Consider the following 23540-nt stretch of genomic DNA (forward strand, 5'->3'; position numbering starts at 1 on the left):
GCACCGGCCGCATAAGTGCCGGGCAACCCAACTGTCCGGATGCATTGAATCGATAATAAACCTCAGGATATTGACTCATGGCTGCCAAAAAGAAAGCTGTCGATCCAGTCGCAGAGCTGGAAGCGCAAATCGCCAAGCTCACAACCAAACTCGACAAGGCACGGACCAAGCAGGTAACCGACGCCGGCAAGGCGGTGCAGAAATCGACTAAGGCACTCGCGTCCGCCAAGGACAAACTGGCCAAGGCCAAGTCCAAGCTGGCAGATGCCCGCGCCGCTATGCGCAAGCGCAAGACCGCCGCCACCCAGAAGCGCGTGGACACGGCCAAGGCGAACGTGGACAAACTCACCACTGCACTCGCTGCTGCGCAGGATGCCGCCGCTGACGCCAAGCAGGCTGAAACTGCAGCCAAGGCAGAGCTGAAGCTGGCGCAGCAGGTGAGCAAGGTTGCCGCCAAGGCGGAAAAGGAAGTCGCCAAAGAGAAGAAAAAGAAAGAGGCCGCCAAGGCCAAGAAAGCGCGCAAGGCCTCCACCGGCAAGGCCACGGCCAAAAAAGCCACTGCCAAGAAGCCTGCCGCCAAGCAGGCGACGGCGAAGAAAGCCACTACCAAGAAAGCCACTACCAAGAAAGCTGCTACCAAGAAGGCGGCTACCAAGAAGGCGGCGACCCAGAAGGCCACCCCGGCGAAAACCGCCAGCAAGGCCAGCGCCAAAAAAGCACCGGCCAAGAAGGCGGCGACGAAGTCCTCTGCCGCGAGCGGTAAATCCGCCGCAAAGAAACCCGCCGTAAGGAAGGCTCCGGTAAAGAAGGCACCGGTAAAGAAGGCCGAGGCCAAGAAGGCTGAATCCAGCGAGCCGGCAGTCCCGACAACACCGGCAGCGAGCGCTGTGAAACCGGCACCGGCAGAAACCGCGCGGCCTGCAGCACCCAAGCCCGCCGAGCCGACCCCGGCAGAGAGCAGCACGCCCGCTGCGGCGAGCAAACCGGCCGAGCCGACACCGAGTATTACCCCGGTGACGCCGTTCAACAGCCTGTTTTCCAGCGAGCGCTCTGACGACCAGTAAGTTCAGGTACCGCTGCTACAATAGCTGTCGATCAGGCCCGCCCAGCGGGCCTGTTCTTTTTGCGGCAGGCCATATTGCTGACCCGCCAGTGTCAACGCGCAGCGATCCTCCGGCCAGGCCTCCTGCTGCAGCTTCCACAGCGCTGCCAGCTGGCGCTGCTCCAGCTTCAGTTCATATCCCTTGCAACGCTCATAGAGCGACTGCGTGCGCGGGCGCATACGGCCGAGCCAGCGGCGCAGGTTACGCACACTCGCAATCATGCGCCGGCGCGGCGCCAGGCCACGGTCGGCCACCCGCCAGCTCTCCTCGCTCAGCTGGCGCCCTGAGGCGGCCACATAGCTGGCCCAGAGCATCAGGCACACGTCCGCATCCCGCTCGTCCTGGCAGGTGAGCAGGAATGCCTGCACTTCTTCATGGCGATAGAAATCGAGGCTGAACTCCCACAGGGGATTGTCCAGGGCGGAAGAGGATGGAGGGGAGGGTTTCGTCACGTTAGAATCCCGCCTTTCTTATCGGGTGCGTCGCGTGGCTCTCATGTCGTTAGACTAGCACCATGGCGTCCCGGGGTAACTCCGGAAGAGGTTTTTCTTGATCAATCTGCAAGGCGTCTCGCTGCAACAGGGCGGGCGCGAACTGCTGCACAATGCCGACTGCCGTATCTTTCCCGGCCACAAGGTGGGGATTATCGGAGCCAACGGCTGTGGCAAATCCACCCTGTTCAAGCTGCTGCTGCGGGAAGTCGATAGCGATAGCGGCACCGTCGAGCTGCCGGCCGGCTGGCGTATCGCACATATGGCCCAGGAGGTAGCGGCAGGGGACCAGACCGCACTGGACTATGTTCTGGATGGCGATGGTGAACTGCGCCACCTGCAGCGGGAACTGGAGGCCCTGGAGGCCGGGGACGGGCCGGACGGCCGGCGCCTGGGCGAGCTTCACGAGCGGATGGCGGCGATCGACGGCTACAGTGGGCCGGCCCGTGCTGCGCAGCTGCTCGACGGCCTGGGTTTCGCCCACGCCCAGCAGCAGCGGCCGGTAAGAAGTTTCTCCGGTGGCTGGCGGATCCGCCTGAACCTGGCACGGGCACTGATGTGCCCCGCCGACCTGATGCTGCTGGACGAGCCCACCAACCACCTGGACCTGGATGCCACCCTGTGGCTCGAACAGTGGCTGCAGAAATTCCCCGGTACCCTGCTGATTATTTCCCACGACCGGGATTTCCTCGACACGGTGGTGGACAGCGTGGTCAGTTTCGAGCACCGCCAGCTGGTGCAGTACAGCGGGAATTACAGCGCTTTCGAACGCACCCGTGCCGAACGCCTGGCACAGCAGCAGGCGCAATTTGAGAAGCAGCAGGCCCAGCGCGCCCATATGGAGGACTTCGTACGCCGCTTTCGCGCCAAGGCCACCAAGGCCCGCCAGGCCCAGAGCCGCCTCAAGGCGCTGGACCGCATGGCACAGATCGCTCCGGCGCACGTGGATTCACCGTTCCGCTTTTCGCTGCCGGCGGCGGACAAGGTATCCAACCCGCTGATCGACCTGCGCGAGGCGGACCTGGGTTACGGTGACAAGGCAGTGGTGCACAAGGTACAGCTGGGCATCCAGCCGGGACGGCGTATCGGCCTGCTGGGCCCGAACGGCGCCGGCAAGTCCACCCTGATCAAGACCCTGGCCGGCGAGCTGGCGCCGCTCTCTGGCGAGCGGCTGTGCGGCGAGCACCTGGCGATCGGCTACTTTGCCCAGCACCAGCTCGAGGCGCTGGATAGTGCCGCCTCACCCATGCTCCACCTGCAGCGCCTGTCGCCGGAGGCCAGCGAGCAGTCACTGCGGGATTTCCTCGGCGGTTACGGCTTTACCGGCGACCGGGTGTTCGAGCAGGTGGGCGGCTTTTCCGGCGGCGAGAAGGCGCGCCTGGCGCTGGCGATCCTGGCCTGGCAGAAGCCCAACCTGTTGCTGCTGGACGAACCCACCAACCACCTGGACCTGGAAATGCGCCACGCGCTGGCCCTGGCACTGGCGGAATTTCCCGGTGCGGTGGTGCTGGTTTCCCATGACCGCTACCTGCTCGCCAATACCGCCGACGAGTTCCTGCTGGTTGCGGATGGCAGGGCGCGGCCGTTTGACGGCGACCTGGAGGATTACCGCCAGTGGCTGCTGGAATTCCGCCGCAATGAGCGCGCAGGGGAAAAGGCCGCCGCCCGCCAGGACGAGCAGCCAGCGGAAAGCCGGGAAGACAAGAAGTCCCAGCGCCGTGCCGCGGCGGCACTGCGCGAACAGCTGAAACCCCTGACCAACCGGCTCAAGCGCGTGGAACGGGAAATGGCCGGCATCGAGGAGCGGCTGGCCGGGCTGGATGCACAGCTCGCGGACGAGAGCCTGTACACCGGCGGCCAGCAGGAGGAAATCGCGCGACTCAACCGCGCCCAGGCGGAAGAGCGCGAGAAGCTCGAGGCCCTGGAAATGGAGTGGCTGGAAATCAGTGAGCAGCTCGAGGCGGCGCGGGGCTGATCACTTCACCGGGTAGGCCTCCGGCGGCGGTGTTTTCGGGCAGCCGCTTTCGTCCACGGCCGTCGCATAGGGTGTACCCGGGCACTGGTCCAGGTAGTCCGGGACCCCGTCCGAATCCGAATCCACCGGGCAGCCGGTATTGTCCACTGCGACGCCGGGAGGCGTCTGCGGGCACATATCCACGTCGTCGATAAAGCCGTCGCCGTCGGTATCGCGCACCACCGGCGGGAACTCCATCCACTGGTATCCGATGGTGAAGCTCAGCGCCGCGTCCATGCCACCGCGCTCGACCCCGTAAAAGGCCCGCGCATCAGCCCGCGCCTGCCAGCGCGGTCCCAGCCAGTATTTCACCCCGAGGCCAAAATTGGCCATGGTCTGCCGGTCGTGTTCTTCCTTGCCGCGATCGAACAGGATCGGCCCCTCGTAGTCCGCCGGGATAACCGGCAGGGGCTCGATCAGCTGGTCGTACTCAATCCGGATCTCGCCGACACCAATGGCCAGGTAGGGCTGCCAGCAGGGATCGTCGCAGAACTGGCCGGCGAACTGCCAGAACAGGTCCATGTGGTAGTTATACACGTCGACCTTTTCATTCAGGCCGCTGATATCGGCGGAGAAACCGTCGACGACGCCCTCAAGGGCCCAGCGATCGGTGATATTGAAACCGAACCCGACGCCGCCACCGGTGCTGTCATCCAGCTCGAACTCCTCGAATGGCGTGCCGTCCAGCCGCTCGCTGTCAAACCACTGGCGGGTGCCCTTGAGATAGAGGTTGAAGGTGCCCTCCTCGTCGGCACGGACGGCGGTCCAGGGCAGGGTGAAAAGCAGCAGCACAACGGCGACAGTGCGCGCGGGCCGAAGACTCTTATCAGTCATTGTGGGCTCCGGGGTGTCCTTTTACCGGCGGGTCGTCAGACTACTGAAGATAGCAGACCCGCCGGCGGCCCGTTGGCCCTGTACGCAGCGGCCGGCCTCAGGTGCGGCGGTAGAGCAGGTCCCAGACGCCATGGCCGAGCCGCTGGCCTCGCTGCTCGAACTTGGTCTCCGGGCGGAAATGCGGACGCGGGGCGTACGCTCCTGCACCCGCAGTGTTCTCCAGTGCCGGCTCCGCCTCCAGGACCTCGAGCATATGCTCGGCATAGTTCTCCCAGTCGGTGGCCAGGTGCATCAGGCCACCGGTCTTCAGCTTGCTACAGAGCAGGCGCACAAATTCAGGCTGCACGATACGGCGCTTGTGGTGTTTCTTCTTGTGCCAGGGATCCGGGAAGTAAAGCTGGAAGCGGTCCAGCGAGTGGTCCGGGATGCAATCGTTGAGTACATCCACCGCGTCGGCCATATAGACCCGCAGGTTCTCCACCCCGGCCTTGCCCGCGTTGTTGATCAGGCGGCCCACACCGGGCGGGTGCACCTCAATCCCGATAAAGTCCTTGTCCGGCTCGGCCTCGGCCATCGCCAGCAGCGAGTCGCCCATGCCAAAACCGATCTCCAGCACCAGTGGTGCTTCACGGCCAAAAACCTGCACGACATCCAGGGAGCCGTCGAACAGCGACAGGCCGTAGTGCCCCCAGTAGGTATCAAACGCACGGCGCTGCCCCTCGGTCATGCGTCCGGCACGGATGACATAACTGCGGATGGATTTTTTCTTGTACTCGGTGCGGTAGGGAAACTCTTCCGCAGACTCTTCTTGCATGCTTCGCGACCTCGGATGCAAATACGTATTAGCTTAGTGTAGGAGCGGCCCCTGGCCGCGAACCGGGGTATAGTCCCGCATCATCGCAGCCAGGGAGTGCTCCTGCGGGAAAACAATAAAGGAGTCAGCGCGGCAGGTGCAGCGCCGCCACAAACAGGGCCACCCAGCCGCCGATCATCGCTGTGCCCCCCAGCGGGGTAACCGGTCCCAGCCAGCGAGGGCCACCCAGCGCCAGCCCGTAGAGACTGCCGCTGAACAGCAGCACGCCCACGGCGAACAGGACACCGCAGCTCACCAGTGCCGTGCGCGGACCCCAGTGCTGGATCATCAGTGCCACCAGCAACAGGGCCAGGGCGTGAACCAGCTGGTAATGGACTCCGGTCTTGAACGCTTCCAGTAACTTCTCCGCGACCCGGCCGCGCAGGCCATGGGCGCCGAAAGCACCTAACATCACGCCGGTGCCGCCGAAGAAGGCGGCAATCATCAGGAAAGGCTTGGTCATGGTGTTTCCGTACGGGCCCGGAGGCCCGTCTCTTTTTGCGTTATTACAGCAGCGGCCGCTGCCGCGATCCCGGTGACAAAAAAAAACCGCGCGGTTGCGCGGTTTTCTCTCGGGCCCGGTTGCGCGATCAGGCTTCCATTGCCACGCGTACCTTTTTCATGGCGTTCTTTTCCAGCTGGCGGATACGCTCGGCAGAGACGCCATACTTGTCGGCCAGCTCGTGCAGGGTCGCCTTTTCCTCGCTCAGCCAGCGCGCCCGGATGATGTCGCGGCTGCGGTCATCCAGCTGCTCCATGGCCACTGCCAGGCTACTGAGGTTGGTTTCCTCCCAGTTGTCGCGCTCCAGCTGGGCCGCCGGGTCAAAGCTGCGGTCTTCCAGGTAGTGCGCCGGCGCCTGCCAGGCATTGTCGTCATCGTCGTCCACGCCCGCATCAAATGCGGCGTCGTGGGCGGAGAGGCGACCTTCCATTTCCTGTACGTGTGCGACGTCCACGTTCAGGTCCTTCGCCACCGCCTTGGCCTCGTCACTGGTAAGCCAGGCGAGCTTTTTCTTCTGTCCGCGCAGGTTGAAGAACAGCTTGCGCTGCGCCTTGGTGGTGGCGATTTTCACGATGCGCCAGTTGCGCAGGATAAACTCGTGAATCTCGGCCTTGATCCAGTGCACCGCAAAAGACACGAGGCGCACTCCCTTCTCGGGGTTGAAGCGTTTCACCGCTTTCATCAGGCCGACGTTACCTTCCTGAATCAGGTCCCCCTGGTTCAGGCCGTAGCCGGAGTAGGACTTGGCGATGTGCACCACAAAACGCAGGTGCGACATAACCAGCTGCCGTGCAGCATTCAGGTCCTCACGATAGTAGAGGTCCTCTGCCAGCCGCTTCTCCTCCTCCGCGGACAGCACCTCGAAGCTGCTGACCGACTGGATATAGGCGCCGAGGTTGGCTCCCGGGGACAGCGTTTGCACTGGCTGCAGGCTTGTTCCCATGCAGATCTCTCCTGTCAAAATCTTGTGCCGGTTGAACTTGCGACCAAACGATAGCCGGGGTCACCCGGTGAACTCGACCAGTTTAGCACTAGGCCGGGCAGATAAGGAAGTCCGCCGGACAGCGCCGGAACCGTTGAAATCCGTGGCTTAGAGGGGTTATCCACAGGGATGGTTCCCGCCCGTAGCGGCGCTTTTGGAAACAACCGCGCCCTGCTGGTCACGTAGGCTCTATGGCCCGGATATGCCGCGCCACTGCCAGCCAGGCGCCCGTCAGTCCCAGCAGGGCGGCGCCGCAGGTCAGCGCCAGCAGGTAGCTCAGCCCCGGGGCCTCCAGGCGATAGCCGCTGCCGTAGGAGGAGGCCAGCCCGGCCACCGGGCCCGACAACAGTGCCACTCCCAGGGTCACCAGCATCCACGCCAGCAATCCACCAAAGAGTCCGTAGCAGAGACCGCTGTAGAGAAAAGGCCGGCGCACAAAGGCGTCAGTGCCACCTACCAGCTTCACCACCAGGATCTCCTCCCGACGGCTCTCGATATGCAGGCGGATGGTGTTCACCACCACCAGGATCACCCCCAGTGCCAGCAGGACGCCCAGGCCCAGCGACAGGCGCTGGCCCAGCTCGGTCAGGCGCGCCAGCCGCTCCACCCAGGCCATATCCAGTACCACCGCGTCGGTCAGGGCGCTCTCCCGCAGCGCGGCGGCCAGGGACTCGAGTTCCCCGGTCACGCCATCCGCCGGGCGCACCAGCAGCACCGCCGGCAGCGGGTTACTGCCCAGCCCGGCCAGCGCGTCGCCCAGGCCCGACGACTGCTGGAACTCCTCCAGCGCCTGCTCGGGCGAGATATACGTCACCGCGGCCACGCGCGGATCTTCACCCAGGTCGTCCACATAGGAAGTGACCGCGGACTCGCGCGCGTCCTTGCTGAGGAATACGGAAATCTGTGGCTGGCCATCCCAGCCGGCCACCGCGCGCTGGAAGTTCACCAGCCCCAGCTGCAGGGCGGCGGGCAGGGCCAGGGCGATGGCGATCACCAGCGCGGTCATTCCGCTGGCCATGGGGGCGGCAAAGAATCGCCGCAGGGCCTCAGCCGCCATTTCCCGGTGGTGGCCGGTCCAGCCGCGCAGGCGGTCACCCGTGCGGGTACGCGCGGTGACCGCACCGGCGGCGCGCACGCGGCTGTCCGCCCCGGCCGGCTGGCGGGCAGGGGTACGGCCCTGGTTGCGCACCGCGGCGCCGGGGTTACGGGTAGGCTGCTTCACGGCTCGGAATCCCATCGTAGATAAGCTGGCCCGCCTGCAGGGTAAGCACCCGGCGTTTCTGGCGGGCAATCAGCTCCAGGTCGTGGCTGGCGATCATCACGGTAACCCCCACCGCATTGAAGTCCGCAAACAACTGCATGATTTCCGCGGACAATTGCGGGTCCAGGTTACCGGTAGGTTCGTCCGCAACCAGGATCGCCGGCTTGTTGACCACTGCCCTGGCGATCCCCACCCGCTGTTGCTCACCGCCGGAAAGCACAATCGGGTTCTGGCGCTCCTTGTGTAACAGGCCAACCTTGTCCAGTGCCGCCCGCACACGCCGGCCCACCTCACGACGGTTGCAACCAGCAACCGCCAGGGGCAGGGCCACATTGTCGAACACGCTGCGGTCGAACAGCAGCTGGTGGTTCTGGAATACGATACCCACATTGCGGCGGTAATAGGGCACCTGGCTGTTGCGCAGGCGATTGAGGTTCTGTCCCGCCACCAGGATGCTGCCACGCGTGGGACGCTCGATAGCGGTGAGGAGCTTGAGCAGGGTGCTCTTGCCAGCCCCGGAGTGCCCGGTGAGGAATACCAGTTCGCCGCGATCCAGCTCCAGGCTGACTCGCACCAACGCGTCCTGCCCGGACTCGTAGCGCTTGTTGACGTTGTCAAAGGTGATCATGGGCGAAAATGGCCGTGGGGCAGTGGTAATTCTTGTTATTGGTTTCCCCCGCAGGAGCGGTCAGCGGCCGCTCCTGCAAAGGAAAAATCATTTTTCGTCGCGACGAAACAGCGCGGCGACAAAGTCTTTCGCGTGAAAAGGCTGCAGATCCTCGGCCTGCTCGCCAACACCGATAAAGCGTACCGGAATACCAAAGCGCTGTGCCAGTGCAAAGATCACACCGCCTTTGGCGGTCCCGTCCAGTTTTGTCAGCACCATACCGGTAACCCCGGCGGCATCGCGAAATTGCTCCGCCTGGCTGATGGCGTTCTGGCCGGTGCCGGCATCCAGCACCAGCAATACCTCGTGGGGGGCCGACTGGTCCAGCTTACCCATTACCCGGCGAACCTTGCTCAGCTCCTCCATCAGGTTGGACTTGGTATGCAGGCGCCCGGCGGTATCGGCGATCACCACATCCACACCGCGGGACTGAGCTGACTGCACGGCGTCGTAGATGACCGAGGCGCTGTCGGCGCCGGTGTGCTGGGCCACCACCGGGACCCTATGGCGCTCGCCCCAGACCTGCAGCTGCTCCACCGCAGCCGCGCGGAACGTATCGCCGGCCGCCAGCATCACCGACTTGCCCTCGTTCAGGTAACGGTGCGCGAGCTTGCCGATGGTGGTGGTCTTGCCCACGCCATTGACGCCCACCACGAGAATCACGAAGGGACGCTTTGCGGTATCGACGGCCAGCGGGGCCTCGACACTGTCCAGCAGCTCGGCCAGTTCTTCCTGCAAGGCCTGGTAGAGCGCCTCGCCGTCATTCAGTTCGCGACGGGAGACCCGGTCGGTAAGGCGGTCGACGATTTCGGTGGTGGCATCCATCCCCACATCCGCCATCAATAACTGGGTCTCCAGCTCTTCCAGCAGCTCGTCATCGATTTCCTTGGCGCCCAGGAACAGGTTGCCCATGCCCTCGGCGAACTGGTTGCTGGTGCGGCTGAGCCCGCGGCGGATGCGGGCAAAGAAACCGACTTTTTCCCCCTTGCCGGCCTGGTCCCCGGCTTCCACGGGTTCGGGGGTTGGCGCTGCAGGTGGCGGCTCCGTTACCTCGGGGGTAACTGCAGGGCCGCTTCCCGCAGCCTGATCTTCACGCCCGGGTTCCGCGCCGGCCTCCGGCTGCCCCGGGGCTACGGCCTGGTCATCTGCTGCGGGGGGCTCACCTGCCGCGGGAGCCTCACCGGGTTGTGCGGAGGGTTGCTCCTCCGCCTGTTCGTCGGGCTTGGGCTTTTTCTTGCGCAGGAAGTCAAAGATCATGCTCGTATCCGGCTGTACCACTGTATTGGAAAGGCGCTAATCTTAGCACCGCTCGATGCCCCACACAGCCAGGAAACCGACTTGTCCAGAAATCGCCAGCGCAAAGCCCCCCAGCAACCCCTGTCACAGCTCCGCATCATTGGCGGAGACTGGCGCGGGCGCCGGCTGCAGTTTGCCCCGGTGGAGGGGCTGCGCCCCACCGGCGACCGGCTGCGGGAGACCCTGTTCAACTGGCTGCAGTTCCGGCTGCCCGGTGCCCGCTGCCTGGACCTGTTTGCCGGCTCCGGGGCCCTGGGGCTCGAGGCGCTTTCCCGCGGCGCGGCTGTGGTGGATTTTGTGGAACTGAACCGGCGGGCGGCCGACACCCTGCGCGCGCAGCTGCAGCTACTCGACACCGACCGGGGCACGGTGCACCACCAGGGTGCACTGGATTTTCTCGCCGGGGACCGCGGACCCTACGATATCGCCTTCCTCGACCCGCCCTTTGCCGCGGACCTGTGGCAGCCGTCCCTGGCGGCACTGCGCCAACGGTTGGCGCCGGACGCCCGGGTCTATGTGGAAACACCCCGGGATACCCCGCTGCCGCTGCCGGAGTGCTGGCGGGTGGAAAAGGAAAAGCGCGCGGGCCAGGTATGCATGCGCCTGCTCACCCTGGCCTGAAGCACCTGTTTTGAGGGTGGGGCGCAAATTGTTTAACATGCGCGTCCCCGCCGGGCCGCATCGCCTCCCCCAGGATATGGGGGGCAGGCATAAGAGCGGCCACGGTATCGGTGTCCAGCGTTAACCTGCGAAACCCTGCTCATGAAAAAAGTCGTCTACCCCGGAACGTTCGATCCCATCACCAATGGTCACCTGGACCTGGTGGAACGCGCCTGCCGCCTGTTCGACCACGTGATCGTGGCCGTGGCCTCCAGCTCCCGCAAGAACCCGCTGTTCACCCTGGATGAACGGGTGGAACTGGCCCAGCAGGTCCTGCGCCACCTGCCTAACGTGGAAGTCATCGGCTTCGATATCCTGCTCGCCGACCTGGTGCGCCAGGTGGACGCCTATGGTGTGCTGCGGGGCCTGCGCGCGGTTTCCGACTTCGAATACGAATTCCAGCTGGCCAATATGAACCGGCAACTGGCTCCGAACATGGAGAGCCTGTTCCTGACCCCGGCAGAGCACCTCTCCTATATCTCTTCCTCGCTGGTGCGCGAGATCGCCTCCCTCGGTGGTGATGTCACCAAGTTCGTGCCACCGGCGGTCGAGGAAGCACTGCAGGAAAAGTTCAACGGCTGAAACCGTGTGCCCGGTGCCGCGGCGCCACCCGGCCGCGGCGCTCCGGGACGCTTGCCAATCGCACCGGCCCGGCTGTTGCACTCACGCTTAGCTGTTAAACTCCGGCGAGTTTCCCAAGACCGGAGTCATTTGTGCGCAAGCTGCTTTTCGCCTCCCTGTTATCCGCCGGTGCCATCTCTGCCGGCCTGCTGATTGCCGATCCCGACACCAAGAACCCCGGCGCCGTTGAGCGCAGTGAGGAAATCCAGCCCGAAGTGGCAACCGGCCGCAGCGAGGTCAAGGCGGCCACAGCCGGGGAATTTATGGCGGTGACTGCCAACCCACACGCCAGCGAGGCGGCCGTCTCTATCCTGGCCCGCGGCGGCACTGCCGTGGATGCCGCCATTGCCGCCCAGCTGGTGCTGGGGCTGGTGGAACCACAGTCCTCCGGAATCGGCGGCGGCGCCTTTATGCTGAGCTACCGCGCCGACGACAGCAGCCTGCACTATTACGACGGCCGCGAGACCGCGCCGGCAGCGGTCGACGAACACTATTTCATGCACGACGGCGAGCCGCGGGATTTCCTCAAGGCGGTGATCGGCGGCTACTCGGTGGGTGTGCCGGGCGTGGTGCGGATGCTGGAACTGGCCCACCAGCGCGACGGCAAACTGCCGTGGGCGGAACTGTTCGCACCGGCCATTGCGCTGGCGGAGCAGGGCTTTGAGGTGTCACCGCGCCTGCACCAACTGCTCGACCGCTTGCCGCAGGTGAATGCGCGCCCGGCAATCGCCAGCTATTTCTTCACCGATGACGGCGAGCCACTGGCGGTGGGCACCCTGCTGAAAAACCCCGATTACGCGCGCACACTGCGCGTGCTGGCCGGGCAGGGCGCCGACGCCTTCTATGAGGGGGAGATTGCCGGGGCCATTGTCGATGCCGTGCGCAACGACCCGGTCAACCCGGGCGTCATGACCCGCGCGGATATGGCCGCTTACCAGGCCAAAACCCGCGAACCGGTGTGCAGTGAATTCCTGCTTTACCGGGTCTGCGGTGCCAGCGCACCGTCCTCCGGCGGCACCACCGTGGGTGCCATCCTGGGCATGCTGGGGCAGTTCCCCCTGGATGAGCTGGAGGCCGGCAGCGCCGAACTGACCCACCTGTTTGCCGAAGCCTCGGAGCTGGCTTTTGCCGACCGCAATACCTATTCGGCCGATGCGGACTTTGTCGCCGTGCCCACCCGGGCGATGGTGGCCCCGGAGTACCTGGTGCGGCGTGCGAAACTGATCTCTGCGGCAGAGGCCAGCGCAGCGGTACCGGGCAAACCGAAGCCGTTCGACGGTGAGCGCCAGCCGGCCGACTCTCCGGAAAAACCCAATACCAGCCACCTGTCGATCGTGGACCGCTACGGCAACGCTGTCAGCATGACCACCAGTATCGAAACCGGTTTTGGCTCGCGCCTGCTGGTCCGGGGCTTCCTGCTCAACAACCAGCTGACTGACTTTTCCTTTACGCCGGAGCGGGCCGACGGCCAGCTGGTGGCCAACCGCGTGCAACCGGGCAAGCGGCCGCGCTCATCCATGTCGCCGACCATCGTGTTCAACCGGGATGGCAGCCTGCGGCTGCTGGTGGGCTCCCCGGGGGGGTCGCGCATCATCGACTACACTGCGCGAACCATTCTCTATCACCTGGGCCTGGGCATGCCTGTTGCAGAGGCCATTGCCGCGGGCAATATCGGCGCAATCGGGCACCGTGTAGAGCTAGAATCCGGCTTTTTCCCGGCAGAGACTGTAAGAAAGCTGGAGCAACTGGGACACAGGGTGGTGGAGCGCAACCTGAACAGCGGTATTCACGCGATAGCCCTGATCGACGGCGAGCTCCACGGTGGTGCCGATCCGCGCCGCGAGGGCAGCGCGGTCGGCGAGTGACGGCGCCAACCAAACCTTACCCGGGGGAATAATCCATGCGCGCGTTTTCTCTGCTACTCCTGCGATTCAGCCTGGGCCTGCTGCTGGTCATCTGGGGTGTGGACAAGCTGGTCAATGTGGAGCACGCCGTCGCCGTGTCCGACCACTTTTACCTGGGGCTGATCAGCGCCCCGTTGTTGTGGAAGGTTTTCGGCGTGCTGCAGATACTGCTCGGTGCCGCGGTGATCCTGGGCCTGTGGCAGCGCTATACCTATGCCGCCCAGGCCATCGTCAACGGCGCCACCCTGCTGGGTGTCTGGCGCTCGGTTGTGGACCCCTGGGGCTGGTACCTGGAGGGCGCCAACGTACTCTTCTATCCCTCCCTGATCATCTTCGCCGGCTGCCTGGTACTGTGGGCTTTCCGCAGTGAGGACCGCCTCGTGGTGAGGCGCAGCCAGGCTGTCGGTATTTGAACACGTGGTAAGTCACCCGGGAGGCACACAGCCTTGACCAGCCCCTGGTTTCTCCTGGTGCTCGCCGGCCTGCTGGAAGTCGGCTGGGCGATCGGCCTCAAGTACACCGATGGCTTCAGCCGCCCCCTGCCCAGCGTGCTGACGGTACTGACCATGGTCGCGAGTTTCTATTGCCTCGCCCGCGCACTGACCGAAATCCCGGTGGGCACCGGCTACGCCGTGTGGACCGGCATCGGCGCCGTGGGCACGGCCATCCTGGGGATTGTCTTGTTTGCGGAATCCGCCGCGCTGCCGCGACTGTTCTGTATCGGGTTGATTGTCGCGGGTATCGCCGGCCTCCGGCTTACGGCCGCGAACTGACCGGCTGCCGGCAATAGCACCTCAGTCCGCCTTGGCCCCTTCCGCCAGCTCGAATACCAGCCGCCCGCGATAGTAGGTCTGCAGCACCTGCGCGGTTTTGATGTCAGCGGGGGCGATCTGGAACAGGTTCCTGTCCAGCACGATCATGTCCGCCCATTTGCCTTCCGCCAGGCTGCCGGTCATGTCTTCCAGGCGGTTGGCAAAGGCGCCGTTAATGGTGAAGGATGCCAGCATGCGCTCCAGCGAGACCGCCTCGCTGTCGGCACCGTTCCGCGTTACCCCGGCATGGATGGCGGCGAGCGGGCTGCTATGGCGGTGCTCCGGGTAATTGCTGCCGGAGGCCACGGTCGCCCCGGCATCAAACAGGCTCTTCAGGGGGAACTGCGCTGCCGCGCGCGCCTCGCCCAGACGGGACACATCCAGCGCGTGGTGAAAGGCGCTGCGATCAAAGCGCAGCGGGTGGACCACGGCGATGGTCTGCGTATCCGCCAGTTGCTGGATGTCCGCCTGGTCTACCAGCTGCAGGTGGACCACGCTGTTGCGCATATCCCTCGGGCCATTGATATCCCGCGAGTGGGCAAATGCCTCGAGCCCCATCCCTACCGCCGCATCCCCGACAGCCCGGATCATCACCTGCAGGCCCGCCGCGTTGGCGAGCTTTGCCAGCTGGTTGAGGTTCTGCTGGTCCAGCCGACGCGCCCCGCGATGGCCGGGCCGGTGCGCATAGGGTTCCTTCAGCAGCGCATTGGCATCGCCAATGGTGCCGTCGGCAAACAACTTGACCGAGTGCACCTGGAATTCCTCATCCCGGTATTTCTCCGACAGGGTTTTCAGCTTTCGCACTTCCCGCTGCCCGGCACCCGGCCTCACCACAAAGGATCCGCGTACCCGCACGGTCAGGTTCTTCAGCGCCGCCATCTTCTGGTAGGCGTCAAGCTTGGGCTGATCTTCGGTAGGGCGGATATAGGCGTCGTGCAGGGTAGTGATGCCGTGGCGGGCAACCGCCTCCTGCACTTCACGAATTTCCGCGCGGTACTCCTCCTCGGTCCTGGCCGGGATGATTTTTTCCACCAGCGCCATGGCGCTGCGGCCGCGCAGTACACCGGTCACCAGCCCGGTATCGTCCCGCTCGATTACCCCGCCCCGGGGGTCCGGTGTGTCATTGTCGATCCCGGCGGCGGCTATCGCCTCGGAATTGGCCCAGATACTGTGGTGATCGCTGGCGTAGAGAACAATGGGAATCAGGTCGTTGACGTGGTCGAGTTGTGCCTTGTGCGGTGGCGCCGCGGTAAAAACCCGCCGGTCCCAGCCCCGCCCGACCACCAGCTGGCGGTTCGGGTTGGACTCGATATAGTCTCCCACCAGCTGCTGGTAATCGTTGACGCTGGCGGCGCTGTATAGATCCACCTGCCGCGATAGACCGCTGACGTGCATATGGGCGTCGACAAAGCCCGGTAGCACCAGCCTGCCGTCCAGGTTTTCCACCCGGGTGTCCGGGCCGATATGCGGCTCCACCCCGTCGTTGGTGCCCACGAATACAATCCGCCCTTCCCGCACCGCCACAGCCTGGGCGATTTTGCGGTCGGTATCGACGGTATAGATATAGCCATTCCTGAGGACCAACTGCGCGGCCGGTATCACTTCCTGACCGGCAGTGTCCGCGGCTTTCCCGTTGGTCCCGGCGTCGCCGGGCGGCGACTCTGGTCCGCACGCCGCCAGCGGCAACAGCAGCGCGCCGAGTATCCAGCCCCATCTCATTCGTTGCGCTTCCTCCCCTTACACTATGAGCAGCCCGTTGCCGCCGCGCGCCGGCGCGCCGCGACAGGTGCGGGCAACGGCTTGAGTATAGGAAACCGGGGGCGGGGACTGCCGCGGCTACAGCCAGCGCAACCACGGGTAAGCGGTGGGGTTGTCGGGGCAGGGACCGAACCCGCACTCAAGGGTGGTGCCGACGACGTTCACCAGGAGTATTGACAGGAAGGCCAGCGCCGCAATGCGCACCAGCAGGCCGAGCCCCCGTGACTGTGGCCGCTCATCCACCCGGTCGGCCAGCAACATCACGCCGCAGTAGACCAGCAACACGAAGAAGGCGACCACGGCCCAGGTATAGAAATGCAGGCCCATGAATGGCGATCCGTAACCCGGATCCCCCGGGGCGATATGCAAGAGTACCTGGCGCGCCGACGCTACCAGGCCGGCCAGGGAGGACAGGATGACCACTCCGTAGTGCAGCGGCCGGACGCCAGAGCGGAGATTCAGCAACAGGCCAATACCGGCCATCGCAAATGCAACACGCTGCAGCAGGCAGAGGGGGCAGGGCAGTTCGTGCAGCAGGAGCTGCCAGGCAAACGCAAACCAGAGCACCCCCGCCAGCGCCAGTAGCCCCAGGGTATCGAGCCAGGTCGCGCAGCGAGCCAGGCGGGCGGATAATTGCATCACGGCGCTACAGGCTGATATTGAGCGGGGAGGTCATATGGTAGAGGCACCAGGCGACAAAGATCACCAGGGTCGCCAGCCACCAGCCGACCGCAGCCGCACAGCTTCCGCGCCACGCAAACCACGCCGACAACAACACCGTGACAAATGGCAGCATCATGACCATAGGCGGTCTCCCGCAGCGTACACGGGCGCAATATTAGTCTCGCCGTCGGTCGCTCCCCAGCGCCGGCAGCTCAGCGCTGGCAGCGCCGGCAGAAAAATGTGCTCCGCTGCCCCAGCACCATATCCCGCACCGGGCCGCCGCACTGGCGGCAGCGCTCGCCGGCCCGGCCGTAGACATTGAGCTGCTGGGCAAAATAGCCCGGCTCACCATTACCGCCGATAAAGTCCCGCAGGGTGGTGCCGCCCTGCTCGATCGAGCGCGCCAGTACCCGCTTGATCGCATCCACCAGCCGTTCGTAGCGGGCACGGGAAATCGTGCCGGCAGGACGGTCCGGGCGGATGCCGGCCAGGAACAGGGACTCACTGGCGTAGATATTGCCCACACCCACCACCACGCGACCGTCCATGATGAAGGTCTTCACCGCCTGGCGGCGGCCGCGGGATACCCGGTAGAGATAGTCGCCGGAAAACTCGTCCGCCAGCGGCTCGGGCCCCAGGTGGGAGAGCAGGTCGTGGGCGGCCGGGTCCAACTCCGTCCACAACAGCGCACCGAAGCGGCGCGGATCGTGGAAGCGCAGGCACAGGCCGGTATCGAGCACCCAGTCCACGTGGTCGTGCTTGCGCAGCTCCGCACCGGGCTCGACCAGGCGCAGGCTGCCGGACATCCCCAGGTGCCAGATGGCACAGCCGCGGTCGGTGTGTACCAGCAGGTACTTGGCACGGCGCTCCAGGCGCAGGATCCGTGCCCCCGCGATGCGGCGCTCGAAATCCGGTTCCACCGGCCAGCGCAGACTGCGCTGGCGCACGGTGACGGAACGCACGGTGTGCCCCTCCATATGCGGGGCGAGGCCGCGGCGGGTAGTCTCGACTTCAGGTAATTCAGGCATGGCGTCCGGGTTGTTGCAGCCGGGTCAGGCGCGCCCGGCAGGCATAAAAAAACCCGGACAAGCCGGGTTTTTCGTGCAAGGCATGACCAGTTACTTGATCTTGCCTTCCTTGTACATCACGTGCTTGCGGACAACGGGATCGTACTTTTTGATCTCCATTTTTTCCGGCATGTTGCGCTTGTTCTTGGTAGTGGTATAGAAGTGACCAGTACCGGCGCTGGAATTCAGGCGGATCTTCTCACGCATTGTTCTGTCTCCGATTTCTTGGCTGGGCCGTCAGTTACACTTTTTCGCCGCGGGCACGCAGCTCGCTCAGCACGGTGTCGATACCTTTCTTATCGATCACGCGCATGCCTTTGGTGGAGACACGCAGCTTCACGAAGCGCTTCTCGGACTCAACCCAGAAACGGTGACTGTGCAGGTTGGGCACAAAGCGACGCTTGGTGCGGTTCTTGGCGTGGGATACGTTGTTACCGGTGACCGGGCGCTTACCGGTTACCTGACATACCTTGGACATCTGTTGGCCTCTTCAAAACTCTCGTGCCCGCATGACAGGAGGTGCGGGGACTGTAATTCGGGATTCTAATCCGGTTCCTGGGCGGCGGCGGAAACTGTTCAGAATCTGGCCCGGCCGCAAAGAGCGGCGTTTTATACCAGAACAGCGGGGGGGAGACAAGTTTTAACCAGCCCCGCCCGCGACTGCCCGGTTTCCCGGCGTCAGTTTCCGGTGGACCGGCCCGGCAACAAGCCGCGCTCGGCAAAGGACAGCGCAGCGCCGTCCCCCACGATCATATGATCCAGCACCCTGATGTCCACCAGGCCCAGGGCCTGCCCCAGGCGCTCGGTGATCCAGATATCCGCCTGGCTCGGCTCAGTCACCCCGGAGGGGTGGTTGTGGGCCAGGATCACCGCTGCGGCGCCGCAGTGAAGTGCGGCCTGCACCACTTCGCGCGGATAGACGCTGGCCGCGTTGAGGGTACCCTCGAACAGCTCCTGGAATACGATCACCCGGTGCTGGGTATCCAGAAACAGGCAGCAGAATACCTCGCGGCGGCGATGGCGCAGCTGCGCGGCCAGGAAGTGGCGCACCGCCGCCGGGCTGTCCATTACATCACGTCGCTGCAGGTCCTCGGCGAGGTGGCGCCGGGCCATCTCCAGCACCGCCTGCAGCTGTACGTATTTGGCCGGTCCCAGCCCCCGGGCGCGGCAGAAGTCCGCCTGCGAGGCCTCCAGCAACGGCCGCAGGCCGCCGAAATCCACCAGCAGCCGGCGCGCCAGGTCCACCGCCGAAATTCCCGTCACCCCCGTACGCAGGAATATCGCCAGCAGCTCCGCATCCGAGAGCGCGGCGGCGCCGCGCTGCAGCAGCTTTTCCCGTGGCCGCTCCGCCACCGGCCAGTCACTGATCGCCATATTGTCCCTCCCTGAGACCATTTGATCGCCTCCGGCGGCCGCCGGGGCCCGCCGTGCTTATCCCGCACGGCGCATAAATGCTAATCTTACCCGCTCCTGCAATTTCGGGAACCGAACTATGTCCTCCCTGGCCGATAAACGCATCCTACTGGGTGTCGGCGGCGGTATCGCCGCCTACAAGAGCGCTGACCTGGTACGCCGCCTGCTGGAACGGGGGGCCGATGTACGCGTGGTGATGACCGCCGGTGCCCGGGAGTTCGTGCAACCCCTGACATTCCAGGCGCTGTCGGGCAACCCTGTCCACACGGACCTGCTGGACCCCGCGGCCGAGGCAGCCATGGGGCATATCGAGCTGGCCAAGTGGGCCGACCTGGTACTGGTTGCCCCGGCCAGCGCCAATATCATGGCGCGCCTGGCCGCCGGTATGGCGGATGACCTGCTCAGCACCCTGTGCCTGGCCACCGAGGCACCGCTGGCGCTGGCGCCGGCGATGAACCAGGCCATGTGGCGCCACCCGGCCACTACCGCCAATGCCGCCACGCTGTGCGAGCGCGGCGCGGCACTGCTGGGACCCGATGCCGGCAGCCAGGCCTGCGGTGACATTGGCCCGGGCCGCATGCTGGAGCCCCAGGCACTGGCAGCGGAAGTGGAACGGTTGTTTGCCCCGGTGCAATCACTGGCCGGCAAGTGTGTCGCTATTACCGCCGGGCCCACCCGCGAAGCCCTGGACCCGGTGCGCTTCCTCAGCAACCACAGCTCCGGCAAGATGGGGTTTGCCCTGGCGGCCGCGGCCCAGCGCGCCGGCGCCGAGGTCACCCTGATCGCCGGCCCGGTTTCCCTGCCCACCCCGCCCGGGGTAAAGCGCATCGATGTGGTGGACGCCCGGGAAATGCGCGAGGCCGCCGAACGCGCTGCGGACTTTTGCGACCTCTTTATCGGCGCCGCTGCGGTGGCGGACTTCCGGCCGGCAGAAGTTGCCGTACAGAAGATCAAGAAAGAGGACGGCAGGGACAGCGACAGCCTGGCACTGGTGAAAAACCCGGACATCGTCGCGGGCATCGCCGCGCGTACCAGCCGACGGCCATTCACGGTGGGATTTGCCGCGGAGACCGAGAAAGTGGAAGAGCACGCGCGAGGGAAACTGCTGCGCAAGAAGCTCGACCTGATCATCGCCAACGATGTCAGTGCTGCCGACGGCGGCTTCAACAGCGATCGCAATGCGGTGACGATCATCGACAGCAGCGGTGCAACCCAGCTGCCATCGGCCCTCAAGACCGAACTCGCTGACCAGCTGATCGGGATTATTTCAGCGCGTGCCTTCCCCGGGTAAACGACACCAGATACACAACAACTTAGAAAGACAGGACTTACAACTACCGTGTCCCCAGTATCAAGTTCTTCCCCGGCATCCCGGCTCCCGCGTGAACTGGTGTTGCCGGCGTTATTGGCTCTGGTCGCCTGGGCCGGCGGTACATACCTGTTGCTCCAGCACGTGGTAACGCCCCACAACGAGCGCGAGGTTCGCAGTGCGGCTACAGCCCACGCAAAAACACTGGCAGCCCGGGTCGCGGAACAGCTGGCGGAGCGCGACCGCTACCTGGATTCTGTCGCCCGGGACAGCGCAGCCCGGCAACCCGGCAAGTCCGTGCAGGTTTTTCGCAGGGGGGATATCCGCGTCGGCGCCGGCAACAATCCGTCACTGAATTTCGCCCTGGTGGACCTGCTGGAACGCGGTGCACGCGACGAGGCCGAGGCCCTGGAGTTCCTGCGCACCGGAAAAGACAACGCCTGGCAATTACACGGCGCCGCCGCCACCTCGGGCGGTGTGGCACTGGTTTCCGAGCCGCTCACGGCCCTCGCCAATACATTCGCCGGATTCGATACTGCGGCCGGCCAGATCCGGATTATCCAGCAATTTCCGGGCGGCCCCGAGCAGGCACTGTGGCAGGCAGGGCAGGGCACGGGCCAGGAAGTGTCGGCGGGCGTGGCGGGAAGCTTCCTGAAAGTCGGTCTGCGGCCCTCCACCGAATTCGCCCGGGACCACAGCATCGCACCGCTCTGGCTTATGATTTTCGCCGGGATCGGGCTGCTGGCGACGCTGTTCCTGTTGTGGCGGTTTATTCCCCGCGACACGCCAGCCCCATGGCAAAGGTCCGAGCCGCCCCCGCGCCGTAGCTCCGACTATCCCGGTGTGCCGGTATCTCCCCCAGCCCCGGCACAGGCGGCTGCCGACAAACAGGATCCGCCTGCGCCGACACAGGGTGGGAAGAAACAGGCCGCAAGTGCAGCCATGGGTGCGGTGGGCAATTACCCGGAGCATGTCTTCCGGGCCTACGATATCCGCGGTATCGCCGGTGACGAGATCGACGAGCCCTTTGCCTACCAGCTGGGGCGCGCGCTGGGCACCCTCGCGCTGCACGCCGGAGAGGAACTGCTGATGGTGGGGCGGGACGGCCGCAACTCCAGCGAGCAGCTTACCAATTGCCTGATCGAAGGTATCCTCGACACTGGCTGCGACTGCGTCGACCTGGGGCTGGTGCCATCCCCCATCCTCTACTACGCCTGCGCCAAGGGCAAAAATGGCAGCAGCGGCGTGATGGTCACTGCGAGCCACAACCCGGCGGAATTCAACGGCTTCAAGATCCTGTTGCGCGGGCGCTCGCTGGCCGAGGAAAAACTGCAGCGGCTGCGCCAGCTGATGCTGCAGGGCCCATTCCGTGAGGGCCGCGGCAGCAGCAGCCAGCAGGATATACAGGACCTGTATATCGACGAGATATTCAACGATGTGGCGCTGGCAGGCGAACCACGCCTGGTGATTGATGCCGGCAATGGCGCGACCGCACACCTGGCGCCGCGCCTGTTCGAGCATCTCGGCTGTGACGTGACCCGCCTGTTCTGCGAATTCGACGGCGACTTCCCCAACCATCCCCCGGACCCCTCCCGACCGGAGAACCTGGCGGCGCTGGTGGAGAAGGTCGGGGAAACCGGCGCGGACCTGGGCGTGGCCCTCGACGGCGACGGCGACCGGGTCACCCTGGTCTCCCGCAGCGGTCGCATCGCCTGGGCGGACCAGCTGGTGATGCTGCTGGCCCGGGATGTGCTGGCCCGCAATCCCGGGGCCAGTGTGGTGTTCGATGTGAAGAGCACCCGCGCCCTGGGGGAGCTGGTGAGCCAGTACGGCGGGCGCCCGATCATGGGCAAGACCGGTCATGCGCCGATGAAGGCGCGGATGCTGGAGAGCAGTGCCATTCTCGGCGGGGAGCTGTCCGGGCATATCTTTATCAAGGACCGCTGGTTCGGGTTCGACGATGGGATCTATGCGGCGGCCCGCATCCTGGAAATCATGGCGCTGCGGGAACAGGGGCTGGACGAACTGCTGGATTCGCTGCCGCAGCTGGTCAGCACCCCGGAAATCCTGGTACCAGTGGCCGAGGAGGAGAAGTTCACCCTGGTGGAACGCCTGCGCGAGCAGGCAGACTTCGGCGACGGCGACCTGAACACCACCGACGGCCTGCGCATCGAGTATGCCGAGGGCTGGGGCCTGGTGCGCGCCTCCAATACCGGCGCGGCACTGACCCTGCGCTTCGAGGCGGAATCTGAACAGGCCCTGGAAAGTATCCGCGAGCGCGTAACGGCCCAGCTCAAGCAAGTGAAACCGTCACTGGCAATCTGAACCGGCGGCGACCCAAAGCAATGAACGACAAGGAACTACCGCTCTATGTCCCTGGACAGTAAATCTGCCCTGCGTGTGGCGCAGGTCCTCAACGAGGCACTGCCCTACATCCAGCGCTTTACCGGCAAGACCATCGTGGTGAAGTTCGGTGGTAATGCCATGGTTGATGAAGCCCTGCAGAACAGCTTTGCCCGGGACATCATCCTGATGAAGCTGGTGGGCATGAACCCGGTAGTGGTTCACGGCGGCGGGCCACAGATCGGTGAGCTGCTCAAGAAACTCAATATCGAATCGCGTTTCGTCGACGGCATGCGGGTCACCGACAGCGAAACCATGGACGTGGTGGAGATGGTGCTGGGTGGCACCGTGAACAAGCAGATCGTCAACCTGATCAACAAGAATGGCGGTCGCGCCGTGGGTGTCACCGGCAAGGACGGGCTGCTGATACGCGCGAGGAAGCTGCTGATGGAGAGCGAGGCCGCGGGCCTGCACGCCTCGGAGATCATCGATATCGGCCATGTGGGCGAGGTCGAGAGCGTCGATACCGAAGTCATCGACATGCTGATCCGCGGCGACTTTATCCCGGTAATTGCGCCCATCGGGGTGGGCGATGACGGCGCCTCGTACAATATCAATGCCGACCTGGTGGCCGGCAAAATCGCCGAATACCTGCACGCGGAAAAGCTGATGCTGCTGACCAATGTAGCGGGACTGCAGGACAAGAAAGGCGAGGTGCTGACCGGCCTGTCCACCCTGCAGGTGGACGGCCTCATAGCCGATGGCACCATCCACGGGGGCATGCTGCCCAAGATTGCCTGCGCGCTGGATGCGGTCAAGGCCGGCGTCACCTCGGCCCATATCATCGATGGGCGGGTACCCCACGCGGTCCTCCTGGAGATTTTTACCGACACCGGGGTGGGCACCCTGATTACCGATGGCGAGGCCGGCAGCTGACGGCCCGCAAGGGCGCAGATTGAAGCGCGCCCGCTGAATCGTTAGGATTCC

General features: G+C 64.8%; 25 protein-coding genes. 10 read left to right on the plus strand and 15 right to left on the minus strand.

Annotated elements, in window-relative coordinates; all coding sequences use genetic code 11:
* Window positions 1–77 precede the first annotated feature (77 nt).
* Window positions 78–1064 (plus strand): histidine kinase, encoded by a 987-nt coding sequence (locus tag LVD11_RS12730; RefSeq protein ID WP_237059612.1) that lies wholly within the window; start codon window positions 78–80, stop codon window positions 1062–1064.
* Window positions 1065–1066: 2 nt separating this feature from the next.
* Here LVD11_RS12730 and LVD11_RS12735 read toward each other — a convergent pair whose 3' ends face one another.
* Complete coding sequence (locus tag LVD11_RS12735; protein ID WP_237059613.1) at window positions 1067–1555, minus strand: TIGR02444 family protein; 489 nt, start codon at window positions 1553–1555, stop codon at window positions 1067–1069.
* Window positions 1556–1652: 97 nt separating this feature from the next.
* Between LVD11_RS12735 and LVD11_RS12740 the strand changes: the two genes are divergently transcribed.
* Window positions 1653–3569, plus strand: a complete 1917-nt coding sequence (locus LVD11_RS12740; protein ID WP_237059614.1) for an ATP-binding cassette domain-containing protein — start codon at window positions 1653–1655, stop codon at window positions 3567–3569.
* Here LVD11_RS12740 and LVD11_RS12745 read toward each other — a convergent pair whose 3' ends face one another.
* From LVD11_RS12745 to ftsY, 7 genes are all read right to left on the minus strand, one after another.
* Window positions 3570–4442, minus strand: coding sequence for an outer membrane beta-barrel protein (locus tag LVD11_RS12745; RefSeq protein WP_237059615.1), 873 nt, complete (start codon window positions 4440–4442; stop codon window positions 3570–3572).
* Between the two features lie 97 nt (window positions 4443–4539).
* Window positions 4540–5256, minus strand: a complete 717-nt coding sequence (gene trmB / locus LVD11_RS12750) for a tRNA (guanosine(46)-N7)-methyltransferase TrmB (RefSeq protein ID WP_237059620.1) — start codon at window positions 5254–5256, stop codon at window positions 4540–4542.
* Between the two features lie 124 nt (window positions 5257–5380).
* Complete coding sequence (locus tag LVD11_RS12755) at window positions 5381–5758, minus strand: DUF423 domain-containing protein (protein ID WP_237059622.1); 378 nt, start codon at window positions 5756–5758, stop codon at window positions 5381–5383.
* Between the two features lie 127 nt (window positions 5759–5885).
* Window positions 5886–6740: an RNA polymerase sigma factor RpoH gene (gene rpoH / locus LVD11_RS12760; protein WP_237059630.1), complete on the minus strand. Its 855-nt coding sequence runs from the start codon at window positions 6738–6740 to the stop codon at window positions 5886–5888.
* A 217-nt stretch (window positions 6741–6957) separates the two neighbouring features.
* Entirely contained in the window at window positions 6958–8001 is a 1044-nt protein-coding gene (gene ftsX / locus LVD11_RS12765; RefSeq protein WP_237059635.1) for a permease-like cell division protein FtsX, read from the minus strand.
* Complete coding sequence (ftsE, locus tag LVD11_RS12770; RefSeq protein ID WP_237059637.1) at window positions 7982–8668, minus strand: cell division ATP-binding protein FtsE; 687 nt, start codon at window positions 8666–8668, stop codon at window positions 7982–7984. The genes ftsX and ftsE overlap by 20 nt, the downstream gene beginning before the upstream one ends.
* An 87-nt stretch (window positions 8669–8755) precedes the next feature.
* Window positions 8756–9964: a signal recognition particle-docking protein FtsY gene (gene ftsY / locus LVD11_RS12775; RefSeq protein ID WP_237059639.1), complete on the minus strand. Its 1209-nt coding sequence runs from the start codon at window positions 9962–9964 to the stop codon at window positions 8756–8758.
* Window positions 9965–10045: 81 nt separating this feature from the next.
* On the opposite strand from ftsY, the gene rsmD reads away from it, so the two are divergent.
* The 5 genes from rsmD (at window position 10046) to sugE (ending at window position 13961) form a co-directional block, all read left to right on the plus strand.
* Window positions 10046–10624, plus strand: a complete 579-nt coding sequence (rsmD, locus tag LVD11_RS12780) for a 16S rRNA (guanine(966)-N(2))-methyltransferase RsmD (RefSeq protein WP_237059647.1) — start codon at window positions 10046–10048, stop codon at window positions 10622–10624.
* A gap of 141 nt (window positions 10625–10765) precedes the next feature.
* Window positions 10766–11245: a pantetheine-phosphate adenylyltransferase gene (coaD, locus tag LVD11_RS12785; protein ID WP_255775659.1), complete on the plus strand. Its 480-nt coding sequence runs from the start codon at window positions 10766–10768 to the stop codon at window positions 11243–11245.
* Between the two features lie 131 nt (window positions 11246–11376).
* Window positions 11377–13149: a gamma-glutamyltransferase gene (gene ggt / locus LVD11_RS12790; protein ID WP_237059649.1), complete on the plus strand. Its 1773-nt coding sequence runs from the start codon at window positions 11377–11379 to the stop codon at window positions 13147–13149.
* A gap of 35 nt (window positions 13150–13184) precedes the next feature.
* The gene (locus LVD11_RS12795; protein WP_237059651.1) at window positions 13185–13601 is read left to right on the plus strand and encodes a DoxX family membrane protein; all 417 of its coding nucleotides are present in this window, start codon (window positions 13185–13187) and stop codon (window positions 13599–13601) included.
* 33 nt (window positions 13602–13634) lie between these two features.
* Window positions 13635–13961 (plus strand): quaternary ammonium compound efflux SMR transporter SugE, encoded by a 327-nt coding sequence (sugE, locus tag LVD11_RS12800; RefSeq protein WP_237059653.1) that lies wholly within the window; start codon window positions 13635–13637, stop codon window positions 13959–13961.
* 21 nt (window positions 13962–13982) lie between these two features.
* On the opposite strand, the gene LVD11_RS12805 is transcribed toward sugE, so the two are convergent.
* From LVD11_RS12805 to radC, 7 genes are all read right to left on the minus strand, one after another.
* A complete protein-coding gene (locus tag LVD11_RS12805) occupies window positions 13983–15719 on the minus strand; it encodes an amidohydrolase (RefSeq protein ID WP_237059655.1) in 1737 nt (578 codons plus the stop codon).
* Between the two features lie 117 nt (window positions 15720–15836).
* Window positions 15837–16397 (minus strand): disulfide bond formation protein B, encoded by a 561-nt coding sequence (locus LVD11_RS12810; protein WP_237059657.1) that lies wholly within the window; start codon window positions 16395–16397, stop codon window positions 15837–15839.
* 7 nt (window positions 16398–16404) lie between these two features.
* Window positions 16405–16563 (minus strand): DUF5993 family protein, encoded by a 159-nt coding sequence (locus tag LVD11_RS12815; RefSeq protein WP_237059659.1) that lies wholly within the window; start codon window positions 16561–16563, stop codon window positions 16405–16407.
* Window positions 16564–16633: 70 nt separating this feature from the next.
* Entirely contained in the window at window positions 16634–17449 is an 816-nt protein-coding gene (gene mutM, locus LVD11_RS12820; RefSeq protein ID WP_237059661.1) for a bifunctional DNA-formamidopyrimidine glycosylase/DNA-(apurinic or apyrimidinic site) lyase, read from the minus strand.
* Window positions 17450–17539: 90 nt separating this feature from the next.
* Entirely contained in the window at window positions 17540–17695 is a 156-nt protein-coding gene (gene rpmG, locus LVD11_RS12825) for a 50S ribosomal protein L33 (protein WP_020413983.1), read from the minus strand.
* A gap of 34 nt (window positions 17696–17729) precedes the next feature.
* The gene (gene rpmB, locus LVD11_RS12830) at window positions 17730–17966 is read right to left on the minus strand and encodes a 50S ribosomal protein L28 (protein ID WP_237059662.1); all 237 of its coding nucleotides are present in this window, start codon (window positions 17964–17966) and stop codon (window positions 17730–17732) included.
* Window positions 17967–18166: 200 nt separating this feature from the next.
* Window positions 18167–18862, minus strand: a complete 696-nt coding sequence (gene radC / locus LVD11_RS12835) for a RadC family protein (protein WP_237059663.1) — start codon at window positions 18860–18862, stop codon at window positions 18167–18169.
* 118 nt (window positions 18863–18980) lie between these two features.
* Here radC and coaBC point away from each other — a divergent pair, with 118 nt between their 5' ends.
* Genes coaBC through argB form a run of 3 tightly spaced genes read left to right on the plus strand, consistent with a single transcriptional unit; the run spans window position 18981 to window position 23489 of the window.
* Window positions 18981–20192 carry a bifunctional phosphopantothenoylcysteine decarboxylase/phosphopantothenate--cysteine ligase CoaBC gene (gene coaBC, locus LVD11_RS12840; protein ID WP_237059664.1) on the plus strand — a complete coding sequence of 404 codons (1212 nt, stop codon included), beginning with the start codon at window positions 18981–18983 and terminating at the stop codon, window positions 20190–20192.
* 48 nt (window positions 20193–20240) lie between these two features.
* Window positions 20241–22535, plus strand: a complete 2295-nt coding sequence (locus tag LVD11_RS12845; protein WP_237059666.1) for a phosphomannomutase/phosphoglucomutase — start codon at window positions 20241–20243, stop codon at window positions 22533–22535.
* Window positions 22536–22580: 45 nt separating this feature from the next.
* Entirely contained in the window at window positions 22581–23489 is a 909-nt protein-coding gene (gene argB / locus LVD11_RS12850) for an acetylglutamate kinase (protein ID WP_237059668.1), read from the plus strand.
* Window positions 23490–23540 lie beyond the last annotated feature (51 nt).

Source organism: Microbulbifer sediminum (genome assembly GCF_021729035.1).
Lineage (GTDB): Bacteria > Pseudomonadota > Gammaproteobacteria > Pseudomonadales > Cellvibrionaceae > Microbulbifer > Microbulbifer sediminum.

What these genes read in the sequence shown, in the direction of transcription:
- ftsY (WP_237059639.1), bottom strand. Translation starts at nt 9,964, where the DNA reads ATGATCTTTGACTTCCTGCGCAAGAAAAAGCCCAAGCCCGACGAACAG.
- LVD11_RS12755 (WP_237059622.1), bottom strand. Translation starts at nt 5,758, where the DNA reads ATGACCAAGCCTTTCCTGATGATTGCCGCCTTCTTCGGCGGCACCGGC.
- LVD11_RS12745 (WP_237059615.1), bottom strand. Translation starts at nt 4,442, where the DNA reads ATGACTGATAAGAGTCTTCGGCCCGCGCGCACTGTCGCCGTTGTGCTG.
- mutM (WP_237059661.1), bottom strand. Translation starts at nt 17,449, where the DNA reads ATGCCTGAATTACCTGAAGTCGAGACTACCCGCCGCGGCCTCGCCCCG.
- LVD11_RS12805 (WP_237059655.1), bottom strand. Translation starts at nt 15,719, where the DNA reads ATGAGATGGGGCTGGATACTCGGCGCGCTGCTGTTGCCGCTGGCGGCG.
- radC (WP_237059663.1), bottom strand. Translation starts at nt 18,862, where the DNA reads ATGGCGATCAGTGACTGGCCGGTGGCGGAGCGGCCACGGGAAAAGCTG.
- rpoH (WP_237059630.1), bottom strand. Translation starts at nt 6,740, where the DNA reads ATGGGAACAAGCCTGCAGCCAGTGCAAACGCTGTCCCCGGGAGCCAAC.
- LVD11_RS12795 (WP_237059651.1), top strand. Translation starts at nt 13,185, where the DNA reads ATGCGCGCGTTTTCTCTGCTACTCCTGCGATTCAGCCTGGGCCTGCTG.
- rpmB (WP_237059662.1), bottom strand. Translation starts at nt 17,966, where the DNA reads ATGTCCAAGGTATGTCAGGTAACCGGTAAGCGCCCGGTCACCGGTAAC.
- coaBC (WP_237059664.1), top strand. Translation starts at nt 18,981, where the DNA reads ATGTCCTCCCTGGCCGATAAACGCATCCTACTGGGTGTCGGCGGCGGT.
- argB (WP_237059668.1), top strand. Translation starts at nt 22,581, where the DNA reads ATGTCCCTGGACAGTAAATCTGCCCTGCGTGTGGCGCAGGTCCTCAAC.
- ftsE (WP_237059637.1), bottom strand. Translation starts at nt 8,668, where the DNA reads ATGATCACCTTTGACAACGTCAACAAGCGCTACGAGTCCGGGCAGGAC.
- LVD11_RS12730 (WP_237059612.1), top strand. Translation starts at nt 78, where the DNA reads ATGGCTGCCAAAAAGAAAGCTGTCGATCCAGTCGCAGAGCTGGAAGCG.
- LVD11_RS12815 (WP_237059659.1), bottom strand. Translation starts at nt 16,563, where the DNA reads ATGGTCATGATGCTGCCATTTGTCACGGTGTTGTTGTCGGCGTGGTTT.
- rpmG (WP_020413983.1), bottom strand. Translation starts at nt 17,695, where the DNA reads ATGCGTGAGAAGATCCGCCTGAATTCCAGCGCCGGTACTGGTCACTTC.
- trmB (WP_237059620.1), bottom strand. Translation starts at nt 5,256, where the DNA reads ATGCAAGAAGAGTCTGCGGAAGAGTTTCCCTACCGCACCGAGTACAAG.
- coaD (WP_255775659.1), top strand. Translation starts at nt 10,766, where the DNA reads ATGAAAAAAGTCGTCTACCCCGGAACGTTCGATCCCATCACCAATGGT.
- LVD11_RS12810 (WP_237059657.1), bottom strand. Translation starts at nt 16,397, where the DNA reads ATGCAATTATCCGCCCGCCTGGCTCGCTGCGCGACCTGGCTCGATACC.